Source organism: Obesumbacterium proteus, assembly GCF_001586165.1.
In the GTDB taxonomy this organism is placed as follows: Bacteria; Pseudomonadota; Gammaproteobacteria; order Enterobacterales; family Enterobacteriaceae; genus Hafnia; species Hafnia protea.
The window spans coordinates 3,434,284-3,447,577 of sequence record NZ_CP014608.1 but is presented as its reverse complement, the minus strand read 5'-3'; the positions used below and the strand labels follow the sequence as shown (position 1 = coordinate 3,447,577).

At 46.0% G+C, this 13,294-nt stretch carries 12 protein-coding genes and 2 pseudogenes; 8 read left to right on the top strand and 6 right to left on the bottom strand.

Annotation, left to right across the window (positions count from 1 at the left end; genetic code table 11):
- Positions 1–54: 54 nt before the first annotated feature.
- Positions 55–1,995 carry a sigma-54-dependent Fis family transcriptional regulator gene (locus tag DSM2777_RS16410; RefSeq protein ID WP_061554569.1) on the bottom strand — a complete coding sequence of 647 codons (1,941 nt, stop codon included), beginning with the start codon at positions 1,993–1,995 and terminating at the stop codon, positions 55–57.
- A 278-nt stretch (positions 1,996–2,273) separates the two neighbouring features.
- Here DSM2777_RS16410 and ssuD point away from each other — a divergent pair, with 278 nt between their 5' ends.
- Positions 2,274–3,455 carry an FMNH2-dependent alkanesulfonate monooxygenase gene (gene ssuD, locus DSM2777_RS16405; RefSeq protein WP_061554568.1) on the top strand — a complete coding sequence of 394 codons (1,182 nt, stop codon included), beginning with the start codon at positions 2,274–2,276 and terminating at the stop codon, positions 3,453–3,455.
- 101 nt (positions 3,456–3,556) lie between these two features.
- Positions 3,557–4,171 carry a tellurite resistance methyltransferase TehB gene (gene tehB, locus DSM2777_RS16400; RefSeq protein ID WP_227719236.1) on the top strand — a complete coding sequence of 205 codons (615 nt, stop codon included), beginning with the start codon at positions 3,557–3,559 and terminating at the stop codon, positions 4,169–4,171.
- 62 nt (positions 4,172–4,233) lie between these two features.
- On the opposite strand, the gene DSM2777_RS16395 is transcribed toward tehB, so the two are convergent.
- Entirely contained in the window at positions 4,234–4,506 is a 273-nt protein-coding gene (locus tag DSM2777_RS16395; RefSeq protein WP_061554567.1) for a hypothetical protein, read from the bottom strand.
- Positions 4,507–4,638: 132 nt separating this feature from the next.
- Positions 4,639–5,478 carry a DMT family transporter gene (locus DSM2777_RS16390; protein WP_061554566.1) on the bottom strand — a complete coding sequence of 280 codons (840 nt, stop codon included), beginning with the start codon at positions 5,476–5,478 and terminating at the stop codon, positions 4,639–4,641.
- A 96-nt stretch (positions 5,479–5,574) separates the two neighbouring features.
- Between DSM2777_RS16390 and DSM2777_RS16385 the strand changes: the two genes are divergently transcribed.
- The 3 genes and pseudogenes from DSM2777_RS16385 (at position 5,575) to DSM2777_RS16375 (ending at position 8,056) form a co-directional block, all read left to right on the top strand.
- Complete coding sequence (locus DSM2777_RS16385) at positions 5,575–6,066, top strand: MarR family winged helix-turn-helix transcriptional regulator (protein ID WP_061554565.1); 492 nt, start codon at positions 5,575–5,577, stop codon at positions 6,064–6,066.
- 75 nt (positions 6,067–6,141) lie between these two features.
- Positions 6,142–7,150 (top strand): annotated as a pseudogene (locus DSM2777_RS16380) (AMP nucleosidase).
- Positions 7,151–7,438: 288 nt separating this feature from the next.
- A complete protein-coding gene (locus DSM2777_RS16375; protein WP_061554564.1) occupies positions 7,439–8,056 on the top strand; it encodes a CatB-related O-acetyltransferase in 618 nt (205 codons plus the stop codon).
- Positions 8,057–8,499: 443 nt separating this feature from the next.
- Here the strand turns inward: DSM2777_RS16375 and DSM2777_RS16370 are convergent.
- The 3 genes and pseudogenes from DSM2777_RS16370 to wzzB form a co-directional block, all read right to left on the bottom strand.
- Positions 8,500–9,619: pseudogene (locus DSM2777_RS16370) on the bottom strand (C69 family dipeptidase).
- A 205-nt stretch (positions 9,620–9,824) separates the two neighbouring features.
- On the bottom strand, positions 9,825–10,352 hold the full coding sequence (locus DSM2777_RS16365; protein ID WP_061554563.1) for a GNAT family N-acetyltransferase: 528 nt from the start codon (positions 10,350–10,352) through the stop codon (positions 9,825–9,827).
- Between the two features lie 87 nt (positions 10,353–10,439).
- Positions 10,440–11,402 (bottom strand): LPS O-antigen chain length determinant protein WzzB, encoded by a 963-nt coding sequence (wzzB, locus tag DSM2777_RS16360; RefSeq protein ID WP_061554562.1) that lies wholly within the window; start codon positions 11,400–11,402, stop codon positions 10,440–10,442.
- Between the two features lie 287 nt (positions 11,403–11,689).
- Between wzzB and ydfG the strand changes: the two genes are divergently transcribed.
- The 3 genes from ydfG (at position 11,690) to DSM2777_RS16345 (ending at position 13,284) form a co-directional block, all read left to right on the top strand.
- Positions 11,690–12,436 (top strand): bifunctional NADP-dependent 3-hydroxy acid dehydrogenase/3-hydroxypropionate dehydrogenase YdfG, encoded by a 747-nt coding sequence (gene ydfG, locus DSM2777_RS16355; protein ID WP_061554561.1) that lies wholly within the window; start codon positions 11,690–11,692, stop codon positions 12,434–12,436.
- Between the two features lie 182 nt (positions 12,437–12,618).
- On the top strand, positions 12,619–12,966 hold the full coding sequence (locus DSM2777_RS16350; RefSeq protein WP_174521885.1) for a DUF1283 family protein: 348 nt from the start codon (positions 12,619–12,621) through the stop codon (positions 12,964–12,966).
- 45 nt (positions 12,967–13,011) lie between these two features.
- On the top strand, positions 13,012–13,284 hold the full coding sequence (locus DSM2777_RS16345) for a DUF1161 domain-containing protein (protein ID WP_040044934.1): 273 nt from the start codon (positions 13,012–13,014) through the stop codon (positions 13,282–13,284).
- Positions 13,285–13,294 lie beyond the last annotated feature (10 nt).

Here is a 13,294-nt window from a genome sequence, read left to right as displayed (position 1 = left end):
TGGTTATTGGTACGCGATTCATTCAGCTTAACATCCCCCGATTTGGCGGGGGTGTTAAGCTAATCCCTCATCCCACACGGCCTCACGTATATTAATCGCTTTGGGCAACAGCCCTAATGCATAGAATCGGTCGGCGATGGTTTGCTGATCACGCATCACGGTTCTATTGATGGCACGTGGCTCATGTTGACGGCGAGACAATGCCAGCGCTAGCGAAGCCTGGGGCAGGCCTAATTCTTGCGACAATAACTGCGCCGCGTTTTCTGGATGTGTCGCGATAAATATCCCCGTCTGTTTGAGCTCATCCAAAACAATCTTGAGCAGGTCTGCTGAACGCTGGGCAAAATCGCGGCGAGAAAGATAAAACTGCTGATTCAGTACCTTGCCGTGGCCATCTTCAATAATGCGCATATCGCCAGAAAGTTGTGCATCGCTCAGCAATGGATCCCACATCATCCACGCATCAACAGCATGAAAGTCTGACGGAGTCAGTGGATATCGTAGTGGCGTATAGTTCACACGAACATCGTCGAGCGTGAGGCCATGCTCATCCAACATTTGCAGCAACAGATAATGCACGTTAGAGCCGCGATTCACCGCAATGCGTTTGCCGCGTAGATCTGAGCAGTGATAAATCGGACTGTCTTGAGCAACGACCATCGCCACGCTGTGGGGAGAAGGTGGTTCGTAGGCGACATAGATGAGCGAACTGTTTTGTGCCTGAGCCAGTATTGGGGGCACTTCACCCGTGGCACCAAAATCGATTTCATTATTTTGCAGCGCATGCAACAACTGAGGGCCTGCGGGAAACTCGCTCCACAGTACCGTGACGCCTTGTTGCGAAAACCTTTTCTCTAGGCTTTGTCGAGCTTTGAGCATGCCTAAATTCCCGAACTTTTGATAGCCAATGCGCAACTCACGTTCGGTCATTGCGCCCTCAGACGCCGTATGGCTACCGGACATTAGCAGCTCTTTTTTCCGTGACTTAATCAGCCCCAGATTCGCAAGATGAGTCCGTAACGTATTCCGGCTGATACCCAACATCGCAGCGGTTTGCTGCTGATTGTTATTGTTCATGCTGAACGCATGCTGTATCAGCGCATCAGTGATTTTCTGAAACAGCCTTGGCGTCTCTTTTTCTAGCTGCGAACGAATAAAAAGGGCAAGTGCATCGTCATCAGCAGCGTTGTCATTAGTGAGGTTGTTATTAGTTACGTTGTCACTTTTTGGCGCAATAAGCTTTAATCTATGAGGCGGTATCTGCGACTCTTGGGTAAGCAGTACCGCATTGTGCAACGTATTTTCGAGCTCTCGCACATTGCCGGGCCAGTGGTAGTCGGCTAATGCCTCAAGCGTATCCTCCGCTAAGGTAAGATGCGGGCGACCTAAGCGGTTGGCATATAAAGACAAGAAATGCTGCGCCAGCGCAGGAATATCCTGTGGACGCTGGCGCAAAGGCGGCAACGTGACAGCGGCGACGTTGAGGCGATAATAGAGATCCTCACGAAAACGGCGCTCTTTAATCGCATCGGCTAAATCCACGTGCGTCGCCGCAATAACCCGCACATTAATGGGGACCGGCGTTCGCGAACCCACTCGGGTAATTTCTCGCTCTTGCAGCACGCGCAGGAGCTTGACCTGAAGCGACAGGCTAAGCTCGCCAATTTCATCCAACAACAACGTTCCGCCTTCAGCGGCTTCAAACCAGCCCTGATGCCGATTTAGCGCACCAGTAAATGCGCCTTTCTCATGGCCGAATAATTCGGCTTCCGCCAGACTCTCACTTAAAGCACCGCAGTTAACTGCCAAAAAAGGCTGATCGTTCCTTAGGCTATGGTGGTGTAGATAGCGGGCTACCACTTCTTTGCCGGTTCCGGTTTCCCCAACGATCAGCACGGTGGCATCGGTGGGCGCAAGTTTATCCAGCACGTTTTTAAATGCGATAGAGGCGGGATCGACCAACACCGGCTGTGACGAGCGTGACGGCAGCGGCATAACTCATTTCCAAAGTGAATACGTGATGCGATCGAACATATCTCATCGATGCTCTGGCGGCGAGATGCAGCAAACCGCTTGCTGCTGCAAATGCAGCAGTCTAGGTGACTATGCTGTTGCATTTGCAGCAGGTTGCAGAAAGCGAGAAAGATTTAATTAATTGATTTTTATCATAAATAAAATCCAATCGAATTGGCACGTATCGTGCTCTTTGTTTTATAACCGAAGAGATTATTTCAATAGATATTCTTTAAATATGGTTATAAAGGAAAAGCATAATGAGCGAACAGCATAAATCTGGCATTAACGTTTTTTGGTTTCTCCCAACTCATGGCGATGGGCGCTATTTGGGTACCGCAGAAGGGGGGCGCTCCGTTGATCTTCAATACTTACAACAGATTGCGGTAGCGGCAGACTATCTTGGCTACTACGGCGTATTGATTCCAACGGGGAAAAGCTGTGAAGATTCTTGGCTTGTCGCGGCGGCATTAGCACTGATGACGAAACGCCTACGTTTTTTGGTCGCGGTGCGTCCCGGATTGCAACCACCCAGCTTAGCTGCGCGTATGGCTTCAACGCTTGACCGGCTTTCTGAAGGTCGGCTACTGATTAATGTTGTCACCGGTGGCGATCCGGTTGAAAACAAAGGTGATGGTATATTCCTCAATCACGCAGAACGTTACAACGTCACCAATGAATTTTTGCACGTTTACAAAAAGCTGCTGCAAGGCGAAAAGGTCGACTATACCGGAGAGCATATTAAGGTTGAAGGCGCAGAATTATTGTTTCCTCCCGTTCAGCAAGATGGTCCTCCGCTGTATTTTGGCGGCTCATCACCTGAGGCTATCGGCGTAGCAGCCAGCCAGATTGATACCTATCTTACGTGGGGGGAGCCACTAGATTTGGTGGCGGAAAAGCTGACTATCGTGCGACAACGCGCTGAGCGAGAAGGACGAACGCTGAAATACGGCATCCGCCTACACGTTATTGTGCGCGAAACCGAAGAGGAAGCATGGGCTGCCGCAGACAAACTGATTAGTCACGTGGACGATGAAACCATTGCCGCCGCACAGAAAATTTTCGCCCGTATGGACTCATCGGGGCAAAAACGCATGAGTGAACTCCATAACGGATCTCGAGACAGTTTGAAAATTGGTCCCAATCTGTGGGCCGGAGTGGGATTGGTGCGCGGCGGCGCAGGCACCGCGCTGGTTGGAAATCCGCAGCAGGTTGCCGACCGTATTGCTGAATACCAAGCGTTGGGAATCGATAATTTTATTCTGTCTGGGTATCCGCACCTCGAGGAAGCGCATCGTTTTGCCGAGTTGGTGATGCCGCTGCTGGCCTTAAATCATACGCCAGCTCAGCGCGCTCAAAGCATTAATACCGGTCCTTTTGGTGAAACGATTGGGGGAGATAAGCGTCCAACGGCCAAAAAACCGGATGCTGTAAAGCTCTGATTACCGCCGGTGATAAAAACCACTGACATGCAGGGAAGCATTTGTGGGTGGAATAAGGGATAATTACCAGATTAATTCTGGTAATTGATATGGGCACGCTAATGAATTCTGAAACAACTCACATGACACGCGACGGCGATTACTTCACGAAGAAATATGAATTAACGTCTACACACTCTGAAGTGCTGAATGCGGCTAAGATCGTCCCCGTTGGCGACGCACTAGATCTGGGCTGCGGACGTGGCCGTAACTCGCTGTATCTGAACTTGAAAGGGTTTAACGTCACCGCGTGGGACAAAAATGCGATGAGCATCAACAGCCTGAATGACATTATTCAGGCTGAGGGCCTAAAAAATATTACGGCAACGCAGGTTGACCTAAACACCCATCGCTTTAGTGGAGAGTATGATTTCATTCTCTCAACGGTGGTATTTATGTTCCTTGGGCGACCAGAAATTCCTGCCATTATTCGCAACATGCAAGACAGCACGCGCATCGGTGGGTACAACCTGATTGTGGCGGCAGTGGATAGCCCTGATTATCCTTGCAACGTCCCGTTTTCATTCACCTTTAAACCCGATGAACTGCGCAACTATTACAGCGGTTGGGAGTTTGCGAAATACAACGAAGACGTAGGCGAACTGCATCGTGTCGATGAAAACGGCAATCGGATTAAAATGCGCTTCGCAACGATGCTAGCGAAAAAAATCCGCTAAGAAAGCCAGCTAGATAAGCAAAAGGAGCTTTAGTGATAAAGCTCCTCGACAGGTTGGATTGGTCAGTAGTAGACGCACTCGTGTTTAACCTCAGGGTTAGAGTGCATGACGGCCAGAATCGCATTCAGCATGTGATCAACATTTTGCGGTGGGTTTCTCTGCTCAATTCTGCGCACCCACTCTTTGCCGTCAATATGCTCTCCCGGCCGTACCAGAAAACTGTATTTCTGCACCGCAAGCTGGAAGCTCTCTTCAATATGATCGTATTGCGCACAGTGGCAGCAGTCGACAATTAAAATTCCTGCAAACGTGCGCGTCAGGCCGAAAGTATTCATAAGACACCTCAGAGAGGAATAAATGACTACTCTTAAGGTATAGCACTTTCATATGGCATTTGTGTTACAGGCGATAAATATAGAGCCATGACGATGATGGCAAGGTATCAATGGCTCTGCCTGTGCCCAACGTTAGGCAATCGCGGGTTTGGCCTTTATCGTTTTCATCAGTAATATCGATAAAAAGATCAAGATAATACCGCTCCATTGAACAACCGAAAGACGTTCACTTAGAAAGACAAAGCCAAGTAAAACGGCGGTAACAGGATTAAACAGCGATATCATCGACATGGTATGCGGACCAAGAAGGGTTACCGAACGCGTCCAGCACCAGTAGGCAAATGCTGTATTACACACCACCAACCACGTTAGGCCAACCCAGGTTTTTGGCGTAGGCAACGCGGGCATTCCCGCAAACATGAATGCAAAGGGCAGCAAAATAATCCCGCCAAGAAATAGCTGCCAAGCCGCAAGACCCAACTGATCGTTGGTGGGCCAGCGCGATATCCATAAAGACGTTTGCGCCATTAATAACGTGCCTAACAACGCAGCAGCCACGCCGATAATGTCTAAATTGGCAGACGGATTCAGCAGCAGCATTACGCCAATCAGCCCTAATACCGCCAATCCAAGCTTGGACAATGCCGGTTTTTTTCCTTCCTGAATCCACTGCAATAACAGAACCATCAGCGGCAGCGTTGCCCCCAATGTACCTGCAACAGAACCAGGCAAACGATGGGCGGCAATAAACAAAAGCACAAAGAAAAGAGATATGTTACAAATGCTTATTGCAAACATTCGGCTCCATTTTAACGGTGACTTTGCTGGGTGAATGAGCAACAGTAAAATACCGGCAGGTAGGGCGCGGAAAACCGCAATCCAGACCGGCGAGATGTCTTGCAGGAAGTAGCCGACAACGGCGTAGGTACTTCCCCAGAGCAGCGGAACCATAAAAGCGATGAGTATGTTCATATTTATCTTTTTAAAAAGTTACTTTCGTGAAAGATAAGTTAGTAGCGAACTAGAAATAAAACAAGTATCTTTTTAAAAAGATATATTGGAGGGGCGATGATACAGGATCACGTAGATAAAATTATCGAGCAGTGGCAACGCGAGCGGCCAGATCTCGACTGTTCTCCGATGGGAATTATTGGCCGAATGGCGCGTATGGGGCAGTTGTTATCAGGCAAAGTCACTGGCGTTTATGAACAACATGGTTTAGACACCATCGAGTTTGATATTTTGGCTACGCTGCGTAGAAGCGGGGAATTGATAACCCCAACCGAGCTGTATCAAACCGTTATGCTGTCTTCCGGCGCCATGTCGGTGCGCCTTGAACGGTTGGAATCGCGGGGATTGGTGTTCAAACAGCCGAATGCGCATGATAAACGTAGCTGCAAAATTGGGCTGACAGAAGAGGGCCTGAAGGTGATCGATCGGGCGCTAGAACACCACGTTCAGAATGAAAAAGAGATCCTTGAACCACTGACTACTGCCGAAAGACAGCAATTAGCCGATCTCATGCGGCGCTGGTTGCTGCATAATGAACCCGCTGAATAATATCAGCGATAAGCAAAAATTTACGAGTAGACCATACTGTTAAACCTGCGCTTTTCGAGTCATTAAGGGGATATTTTGAATAAATCACAAGAGACTATGCATCTCACGGCATCCGAAGCACTTGATCGACTTGAATTACTGTATGAGTCAGCGCTGTCCGCACTGCGTACCGCCATCAGCGATTATATCAATGAGGGAAAACTGCCGGGCGTGGGTGAAAGGGCAAAAGGGCTGTTTTCTTACCCGCAGCTGAGCGTCAGCTGGGATGGGAAATTTCGCGATCACTTAAGAACGCGAGCCTACGGACGTTTTTCTCGAACCGGCCAATACAGCACCACGGTTGCACGCCCAGCGCTATTTCGAGAATATCTCGCTGAGCAGTTAGCGTTACTAGAAACCGAATATGGCGCCAGCTTTGAAGTGACACCGTCACAACAAGAAATGCCGTATCCGTTTGTTATTGATGGTTCTGATCTTGTTTTAGATAGAACTATGACCGCCGGGCTAGCTCAGCATTTTCCGACCACGGATCTGGCCAAAATTGGCGATGGGATCACCGATGGTTTAGAAACAGGGACTGATTTCTTCCCACTGTCGCACTTTGACGCGCTGCGCACCGATTTCTCTTTGGCACGCCTCAAACACTATACCGGTACCCCCGCCGAACACATTCAGCCCTATATTCTATTTACCAACTACAGCCGCTATGTCGATGAATTTGTCAGCTGGGCATGCGAGCAAATTCTTGATCCGAATAGCCCTTACGAAGCGTTGTCCTGCGCCGGTGGCAGCTATATCACCGCTGAAACAGCAGATCCTGAGAAAACCACCTCCGATTTGGCGTGGAAGAAACACCAGATGCCAGCCTACCACCTGATTTCATCAACAGGTCAGGGGATCACGCTAGTCGGACAAGCCTCTACATGGTGAAATTAAGCTACCAGGCCAAGCTAACCATTTCTACGAAGGCGCAATATCCGAGCATTTACAAATTGGTATCCGTGCAATTGATTTGCTGAGAGCCGAAGGCGATAAGCTTCATTCACGTAAACTGCGTACCTTTAACGAGCCACCGTTCCGTTAAGATTTTTTGATTCTGAAAGCCCACGTCTGTGGGCTTTTTTATATTCATTTGTGGCCCATTGACGAAAATTTATCTTACAGTGAGCCCATGTTTAGATTCAATATTTACACAATGCGATATGTTAGCTACCATTTTGCCGAATTTGCCGTAAGGAAATCAGGTATGAAACTTCCACATTTACCTCTGCTGAAACATCCTCGAATCTCTAACGACAGTAATTATCTGAGCGAGTAATTACTGCCACGAAATCAAATCGTTCCGTGGCTCTTATAAAGAAAAGGATGAGTCATGAAAGAAAAACATTGGTCAAAGACCGAGCTTTTGCACCTCTCGGTAACTAACCCTAATATTATCGTAAAAGGCACCCACAGTTATTACAGCGATTACTGGGACGACGGATTTGAACGCTCAGTTGTTCGCTATTTGCACGGTGATGCTGTTAGTCAAAATTGGGCGCCTTTAGGATATATCGATAAATTGCTCATTGGCGATTATGTCTGTATAGCCGCAGAATGCGTGATTTTAATGGGTGGAAATCACAATCACCGGACTGACTTTATAAATCTCTATCCCTTTATGGAAACCATATACGACACCTATCAACATAAAGGCGACACAGTTCTTGGCGATGCATGTTGGTTAGGAATGCGCAGTATGTTGATGCCTGGAGTTACCGTGGGCGAGGGTGCCATTATTGCTGCGGGCAGCGTGGTGACAAAAGATGTTCCGCCGTATGCCATTGTTGGTGGAAATCCAGCAAAACTGATTAGGTATCGGTTCTCTGACGCGGATATTGCTCGGGTTTTAGCGTTGAATATTTATAGCAGACCTGAAGCAGAGATTGAGAAGATTAAGCTATTGCTCAGTTCAAACGATCTCGACACATTGGAATGTGCATTGGTTTAGTTATCTGACATGTCGTAACGGTTTCGTTGAAACGAGATAAGCCGTAAAACGCAAAATGAAAAAGCCTAGCAAGTGACGCTGGGCTTTTTTATCTGCTTTATACAGGTTTCGACTGACGAAATCTGGCCGGTAATCCTACTGCTAAACGTTCAGATTTCACGTAGCGCAACCAGTTAGTTTAGCCCGTTAGAGTAGGGGAAACATTTGGGAAGTCAGAGTGTAGGTAGATGCTGATATTAGAGATTTAGAGAACTATGGTTAAGGTGAGCGTCGTAAGGCTGTTGGCATATTCAAATGTAATTTAACATAATATACATTATGCGAACCAATGCGTATTTAGAGCAAATTAACCATCTAAGCCACGATAATCTTATTCAGACCGAATTGGTCACGAACAGCCCAGATTCCGGTCACTGGGCTGTTTCATTCAGTTATTCTTTACCTCAATCCTTCTTCGCTTTGTTGGCGAAGAAAATGTCAGACTGAATGTCTTTAGTGCGGATGGTGAAAACTTCGTTGGTGAGATCTTCGGTAAGCTTCTCTGCGTCTGCTATGACGCGAAGATTAAAATCATTCAACATTTTATCAGCGGCGGCTTTGTCGGTTTTTGCCAGTTTTAGATATTGCGCTTCCGTCTCTTTTTGTTGATTCGCAACTTTCGCTTCCCAGTCTAGATATGCTCGCTGAACAACCGGCGCAAGTTTTGGATAATCAGTCATGACTAGCGTTTGTAGTTTGCGATACTTCCAGTAAATTGACTGGCTGTCAGCGTGATCTGAGCCGGTGGCGTAATTGGCTGGGAAAGATGTCAATCCACTGTAGTAAGGAACAAACGCCGTTAAGTCAGCCATTCCTAATCCCACATAGGTCACTTCACCGATTTCTTTCGGTAACTCAGGACGTACCTGCATGACATGCGCTTCATACGTTCTGAAAACGCTGATTGGCCGCCACTCTTCTTTACCATTCAACCCGTTCGAATACGGATCGTGTTTAGTACCTTGGTAATGATTACGCAGAATGGCTTTAACTTCATCAAGCGTGACTTTCTTTTCTGGTGTGAGGAAAACGGGAGACTGGCGCCCTTCAGCCATTGCCTGCTTAACCGATGGGTTTAGCTGTTTCTGTATTATCCAGACTCGCGGATCGTTATATGTACGGTCGCGTTCATCATCTCGGGTATAAGCTTTGGAAAAATTAAATTCACCGTCTGTTTTAGGCTGATAAAGCCCCTTTTCTACCGCAAATTCAATCAGGTTCTTTGATCCCATAACGTTAGGATCTTTTGGGTCATAGATTTGTAAACGCCCCTGATTAGCGATAGGTAAAATCATTTGCACCGTTATGTGCTTTAGTACTGTATGTTCCTATTTGATTTTGTTTCGCCGGATGAATAACAAAGTGCTGCGCCTTTAATGCATCGCTATCTGCGCTGCGTGCAACAATAATGGAACCATCTGCCGTGGCCTCATTACCTGCTAAAAATGTGGTGCAAGTAAACCCTGATGAAACTAATGCCATATTAATGGATAAAGCAATCGCACACTTTTTTAAAGAATACATTCCTGTTCCTTATTTTCCCGATTTAATTAATTATCCTTTGCTATCAGTCATCCTGATGCGTAGGAAACTTCATGTAATGGAATAAGGGTAGCAATGAGTGAGATACGATTACCGTGACAATGCTCCCAAGGCGATTGAGCTGCCTTAGGATTATGCACACATTTTTAGAGAGGCTGGCATTAGCATAGAAGCAAATATAATGAGCTCACTTTAAGAGCATGACTACGTTTTGTAAGTCATTGAGGAATGTCACATATTGATCATTAGAAATAACTTTTTTGCTGCTCAGCACCACTAATTCATGATCGTTAATCTCTGAATGATAGCTCGGATGTGCATGAGAATAACTATTTTCTACAAAGCCAAGTCCTTGGTAGAAACGTAAACGCCTATTGGCAATTTCGGTTGTCAAAGGGTCTATTTCTAAAATAGTCAGTGGGTGTTGAGCCATAAAGCGTTCTAGAACCTTTTTGCCGAATCCCTGAGAACGCAAACTTGGATCTATTGCTAGGTGTTCAATGTAGGCATAATCTTTAAACTGCCAATATCCAATAAACCCAACAAATATTTCATTGAAATACCAAGCATTTAAATGATAACTCTCATTATCAAGCGCGGCCTGTTTTGCCCTTTCATCTCGTTTTTCATGATAAGGGAACGCAGCTTCATAGAGCCTATCCACAGTTTGATAATGTGGGTCATCCATTTTCTCTATGCGTGTAATGCTAAACATCAAGATCCTCTTCCTTTAGAAACAATCAAGGGCGATACATCATGCTTTCCAGATGTACCGCCCTCGTAAGTTAATTCTAATTTGCGGTTATGCTGCTGGGTTCTTCTCTTTTATATTACGAATGAGCCCCTTGCACAATACAATCCCCGCACCGATTAAACCACCCAATAATACGGATAAGATTAATATTAACGATTTTTTCGGTGCATCTTTAATGATTGGCAGCGATGGTTGTTGTGAGAATGAAAATGCTTCAAACTTATCATTACCACTGTCGCTAAGTTTAATCTCGCGCAGCGCTTGTAATGTCTCTCGATTGGAGTAATAGCTGTCGCTTAAATATAACGGCCAAGAAGTTTCATTGGCGATAATTGTTTTAAGCGCAGGTTCACCCAACATAAATAGCATTTCATCAGAAAGACCCGTTACCTCTTTGACCGAAACGCTCTTGGTATTTGTAGCCTCAGCAACTTTTAATGCTTCTGATAACGCATTTAAACGGCGAGCTTTTTTCTCCTCAGCAGTTTTTACTTGGGCATCTAATGCAGTATTAATCGCCTGCATTCTGACTTCTAACACTTTCTCTGCGTTTGAATAAAAACTACTGGAGGTTTGTTTATTAACGGTATTTAAAACGGTAGCCAAAGATTTCTGTGCATCTTTCGCCGTTTCAGCGCTAAAACTCACAGTATATGAATCCTTGCTTCCTGAGTTTGTTGGCTTAATGTCTAAGGGCTTTTCTGGTAAGAACTTCAAGGCTTCTGCAGAAACTCGTGACACAAAGTTAGCAAAAACATCATTGCTAATATCTTTACTATTACTTGGGTCAATGACGGCCACTGCAGTGGGATAATTGGCTAACTGGCCTAGCTGTGGCGGTGTAATAATCGCTGTTGATGTCCATTTTTCTTTTGCTACAGCTATGTAACCAATAGCTAAAATCGCTGTGATACAGACACTTACAATGATTGTTTTCTTTCCTTTCCATAACTGTACTAGCAGGTCAAGCAGATCAATCTCATCAGTATCGCTTTTTTTCTCAAGACTCATAGTATTTTCCATACAAACATATAATTACATCCGCTGACATTGCTCTTCGGCAAATAATATATCGCCATTTTATTTAAAGCGATTGTTTTATTGCGTAGATATACGTGTAGCGATGATACTAAATCTATAACCGGTTCTCAATCGAACAACCCTCTGTTCTACCTAAGAACTTTCCGTATTTTCAAGTATAGATGCTCATCATTATCCTGCCGCTACCATGGCAATTTGGCGTGCTTCTGGTAGATTGAAAGGCCTGCACTTTCGCTAAATTAACGAGGCAATTGAGTATGAATATATTTGTAACCGGAGCAACCGCAGGGTTCGGTGAGGCGATAACGCGCAAATTTATCAAAAATGGGCATACGGTGATTGCAAGCGGTCGCCGTTTGAGCCGTCTCGAAACATTGAAAGACGAATTAGGCGATACATTAACTATCGTGCAGCTCGACGTTCGCAACCGTGCGGCTATCCAGCATGCATTAGAGAGCCTTCCCGCAGAAAAACGTCACATTGATGTTTTAGTTAACAATGCCGGGTTAGCCTTAGGTTTAGAGCCAGCGCATAAAGCAAACGTTGATGATTGGGACACCATGATCGACACCAACGCCAAAGGCTTGGTTAACATGACCCGAGCTATTTTGCCTAACATGGTTGAACGTAACGTAGGTCATATCATTAATATTGGCTCAACGGCGGCTAACTGGCCATATGCCGGTGGCAATGTGTATGGCGCAACAAAAGCGTTTGTTAAGCAATTTAGTCTTGGTTTACGTGCAGACCTGCATGGTACCAAAGTACGCGTTAGCGATATCGAGCCGGGATTGGTCGGCGGAACCGAGTTCTCAAACGTTCGCTTTAAAGGCGACGAAGGTCGCGTAGAGAAAACATACGAAAATGCTAATGCATTAAGCGCGGATGATATTGCCGAAGCAGTGTATTGGGTTGCGACTTTACCTGCACACGTCAACATTAATACGATTGAAATGATGCCGGTGAGCCAGTCTTTTGCCCCGCTGTCTGTCTATCGCGGCTAAATATGTAACTTCACGATAAATTTCTGTTTTTGCATTAAACCGTACTGAAACCAACGTTTTCGCAAACTATCAGCGGAACTGACTGAGTGCTATAGTGTCTTCATATCGTGAATAATGGCCTGAAAGACGGTTGACGGTTATTGTGAAAAGAGGATAGCGAATTGAAACTGAATAAATTGCAAATGGCCGCTCGCTGGATGCCATTAGCCGTAGCAATGGTGTTGGGTGGCTGGCAGGCTTCTGCCCTTGCAGATTCCTGCGCATCTGGCAGTACCTGCGTTTTTGGATCTAGCGGCGGTCAGGATAACTCTCTGACGAAAGAAGATGCTCGCCAGCAGAAAGAACAATGGGATGATACGCGTTCTCTGCGTAACAAAGTTAACACTCGCGTTGAGAAACAGTTCGACAAGTTCGATAAAGCCGTCGATCTGCAAGATTCATGTGAAAAAAGCTTAAACGTGAATGCGTACTGGGAACCTAATACCCAACGTTGTTTAGATAGAAATACCGGACGACCGCTTAATCCATAAGCATTAAGCTTAAACGCTTTTGCAAGGATCCTTGGAGGATATTTCATGAAGAAATTATTGCTTAGCATCATGCTATTAAGTGCTATTCCACTGGCCGCACAGGCTTCCTGTGAAACAGTCAAAGCAGATATTAGCCAGAAAATCATCAAGAATGGCGTGCCAGAATCTGGCTTTACGCTTGATGTCGTACCGAACGATCAGGCTGACGCAAGTGGTGGTCAAGTTGTGGGTCATTGCGAAAACGACACGCAGAAGATCATCTATCAGCGCACTAACGGCGCTGAAGACGATAGTACGCCAGCACCGGCTGCTCACTAATTATCAGCGT

Bases quoted from the DNA above. Each gene is read 5' to 3' on its own strand.
- DSM2777_RS16365 (WP_061554563.1), bottom strand. From the start codon at position 10,352: ATGTTTAGCATTACACGCATAGAGAAAATGGATGACCCACATTATCAA.
- wzzB (WP_061554562.1), bottom strand. From the start codon at position 11,402: ATGAGTCTTGAGAAAAAAAGCGATACTGATGAGATTGATCTGCTTGAC.
- DSM2777_RS16375 (WP_061554564.1), top strand. From the start codon at position 7,439: ATGAAAGAAAAACATTGGTCAAAGACCGAGCTTTTGCACCTCTCGGTA.
- tehB (WP_227719236.1), top strand. From the start codon at position 3,557: ATGAATTCTGAAACAACTCACATGACACGCGACGGCGATTACTTCACG.
- DSM2777_RS16390 (WP_061554566.1), bottom strand. From the start codon at position 5,478: ATGAACATACTCATCGCTTTTATGGTTCCGCTGCTCTGGGGAAGTACC.
- DSM2777_RS16410 (WP_061554569.1), bottom strand. From the start codon at position 1,995: ATGCCGCTGCCGTCACGCTCGTCACAGCCGGTGTTGGTCGATCCCGCC.
- ydfG (WP_061554561.1), top strand. From the start codon at position 11,690: ATGAATATATTTGTAACCGGAGCAACCGCAGGGTTCGGTGAGGCGATA.
- DSM2777_RS16345 (WP_040044934.1), top strand. From the start codon at position 13,012: ATGAAGAAATTATTGCTTAGCATCATGCTATTAAGTGCTATTCCACTG.
- DSM2777_RS16385 (WP_061554565.1), top strand. From the start codon at position 5,575: ATGATACAGGATCACGTAGATAAAATTATCGAGCAGTGGCAACGCGAG.
- ssuD (WP_061554568.1), top strand. From the start codon at position 2,274: ATGAGCGAACAGCATAAATCTGGCATTAACGTTTTTTGGTTTCTCCCA.
- DSM2777_RS16395 (WP_061554567.1), bottom strand. From the start codon at position 4,506: ATGAATACTTTCGGCCTGACGCGCACGTTTGCAGGAATTTTAATTGTC.
- DSM2777_RS16350 (WP_174521885.1), top strand. From the start codon at position 12,619: ATGGCCGCTCGCTGGATGCCATTAGCCGTAGCAATGGTGTTGGGTGGC.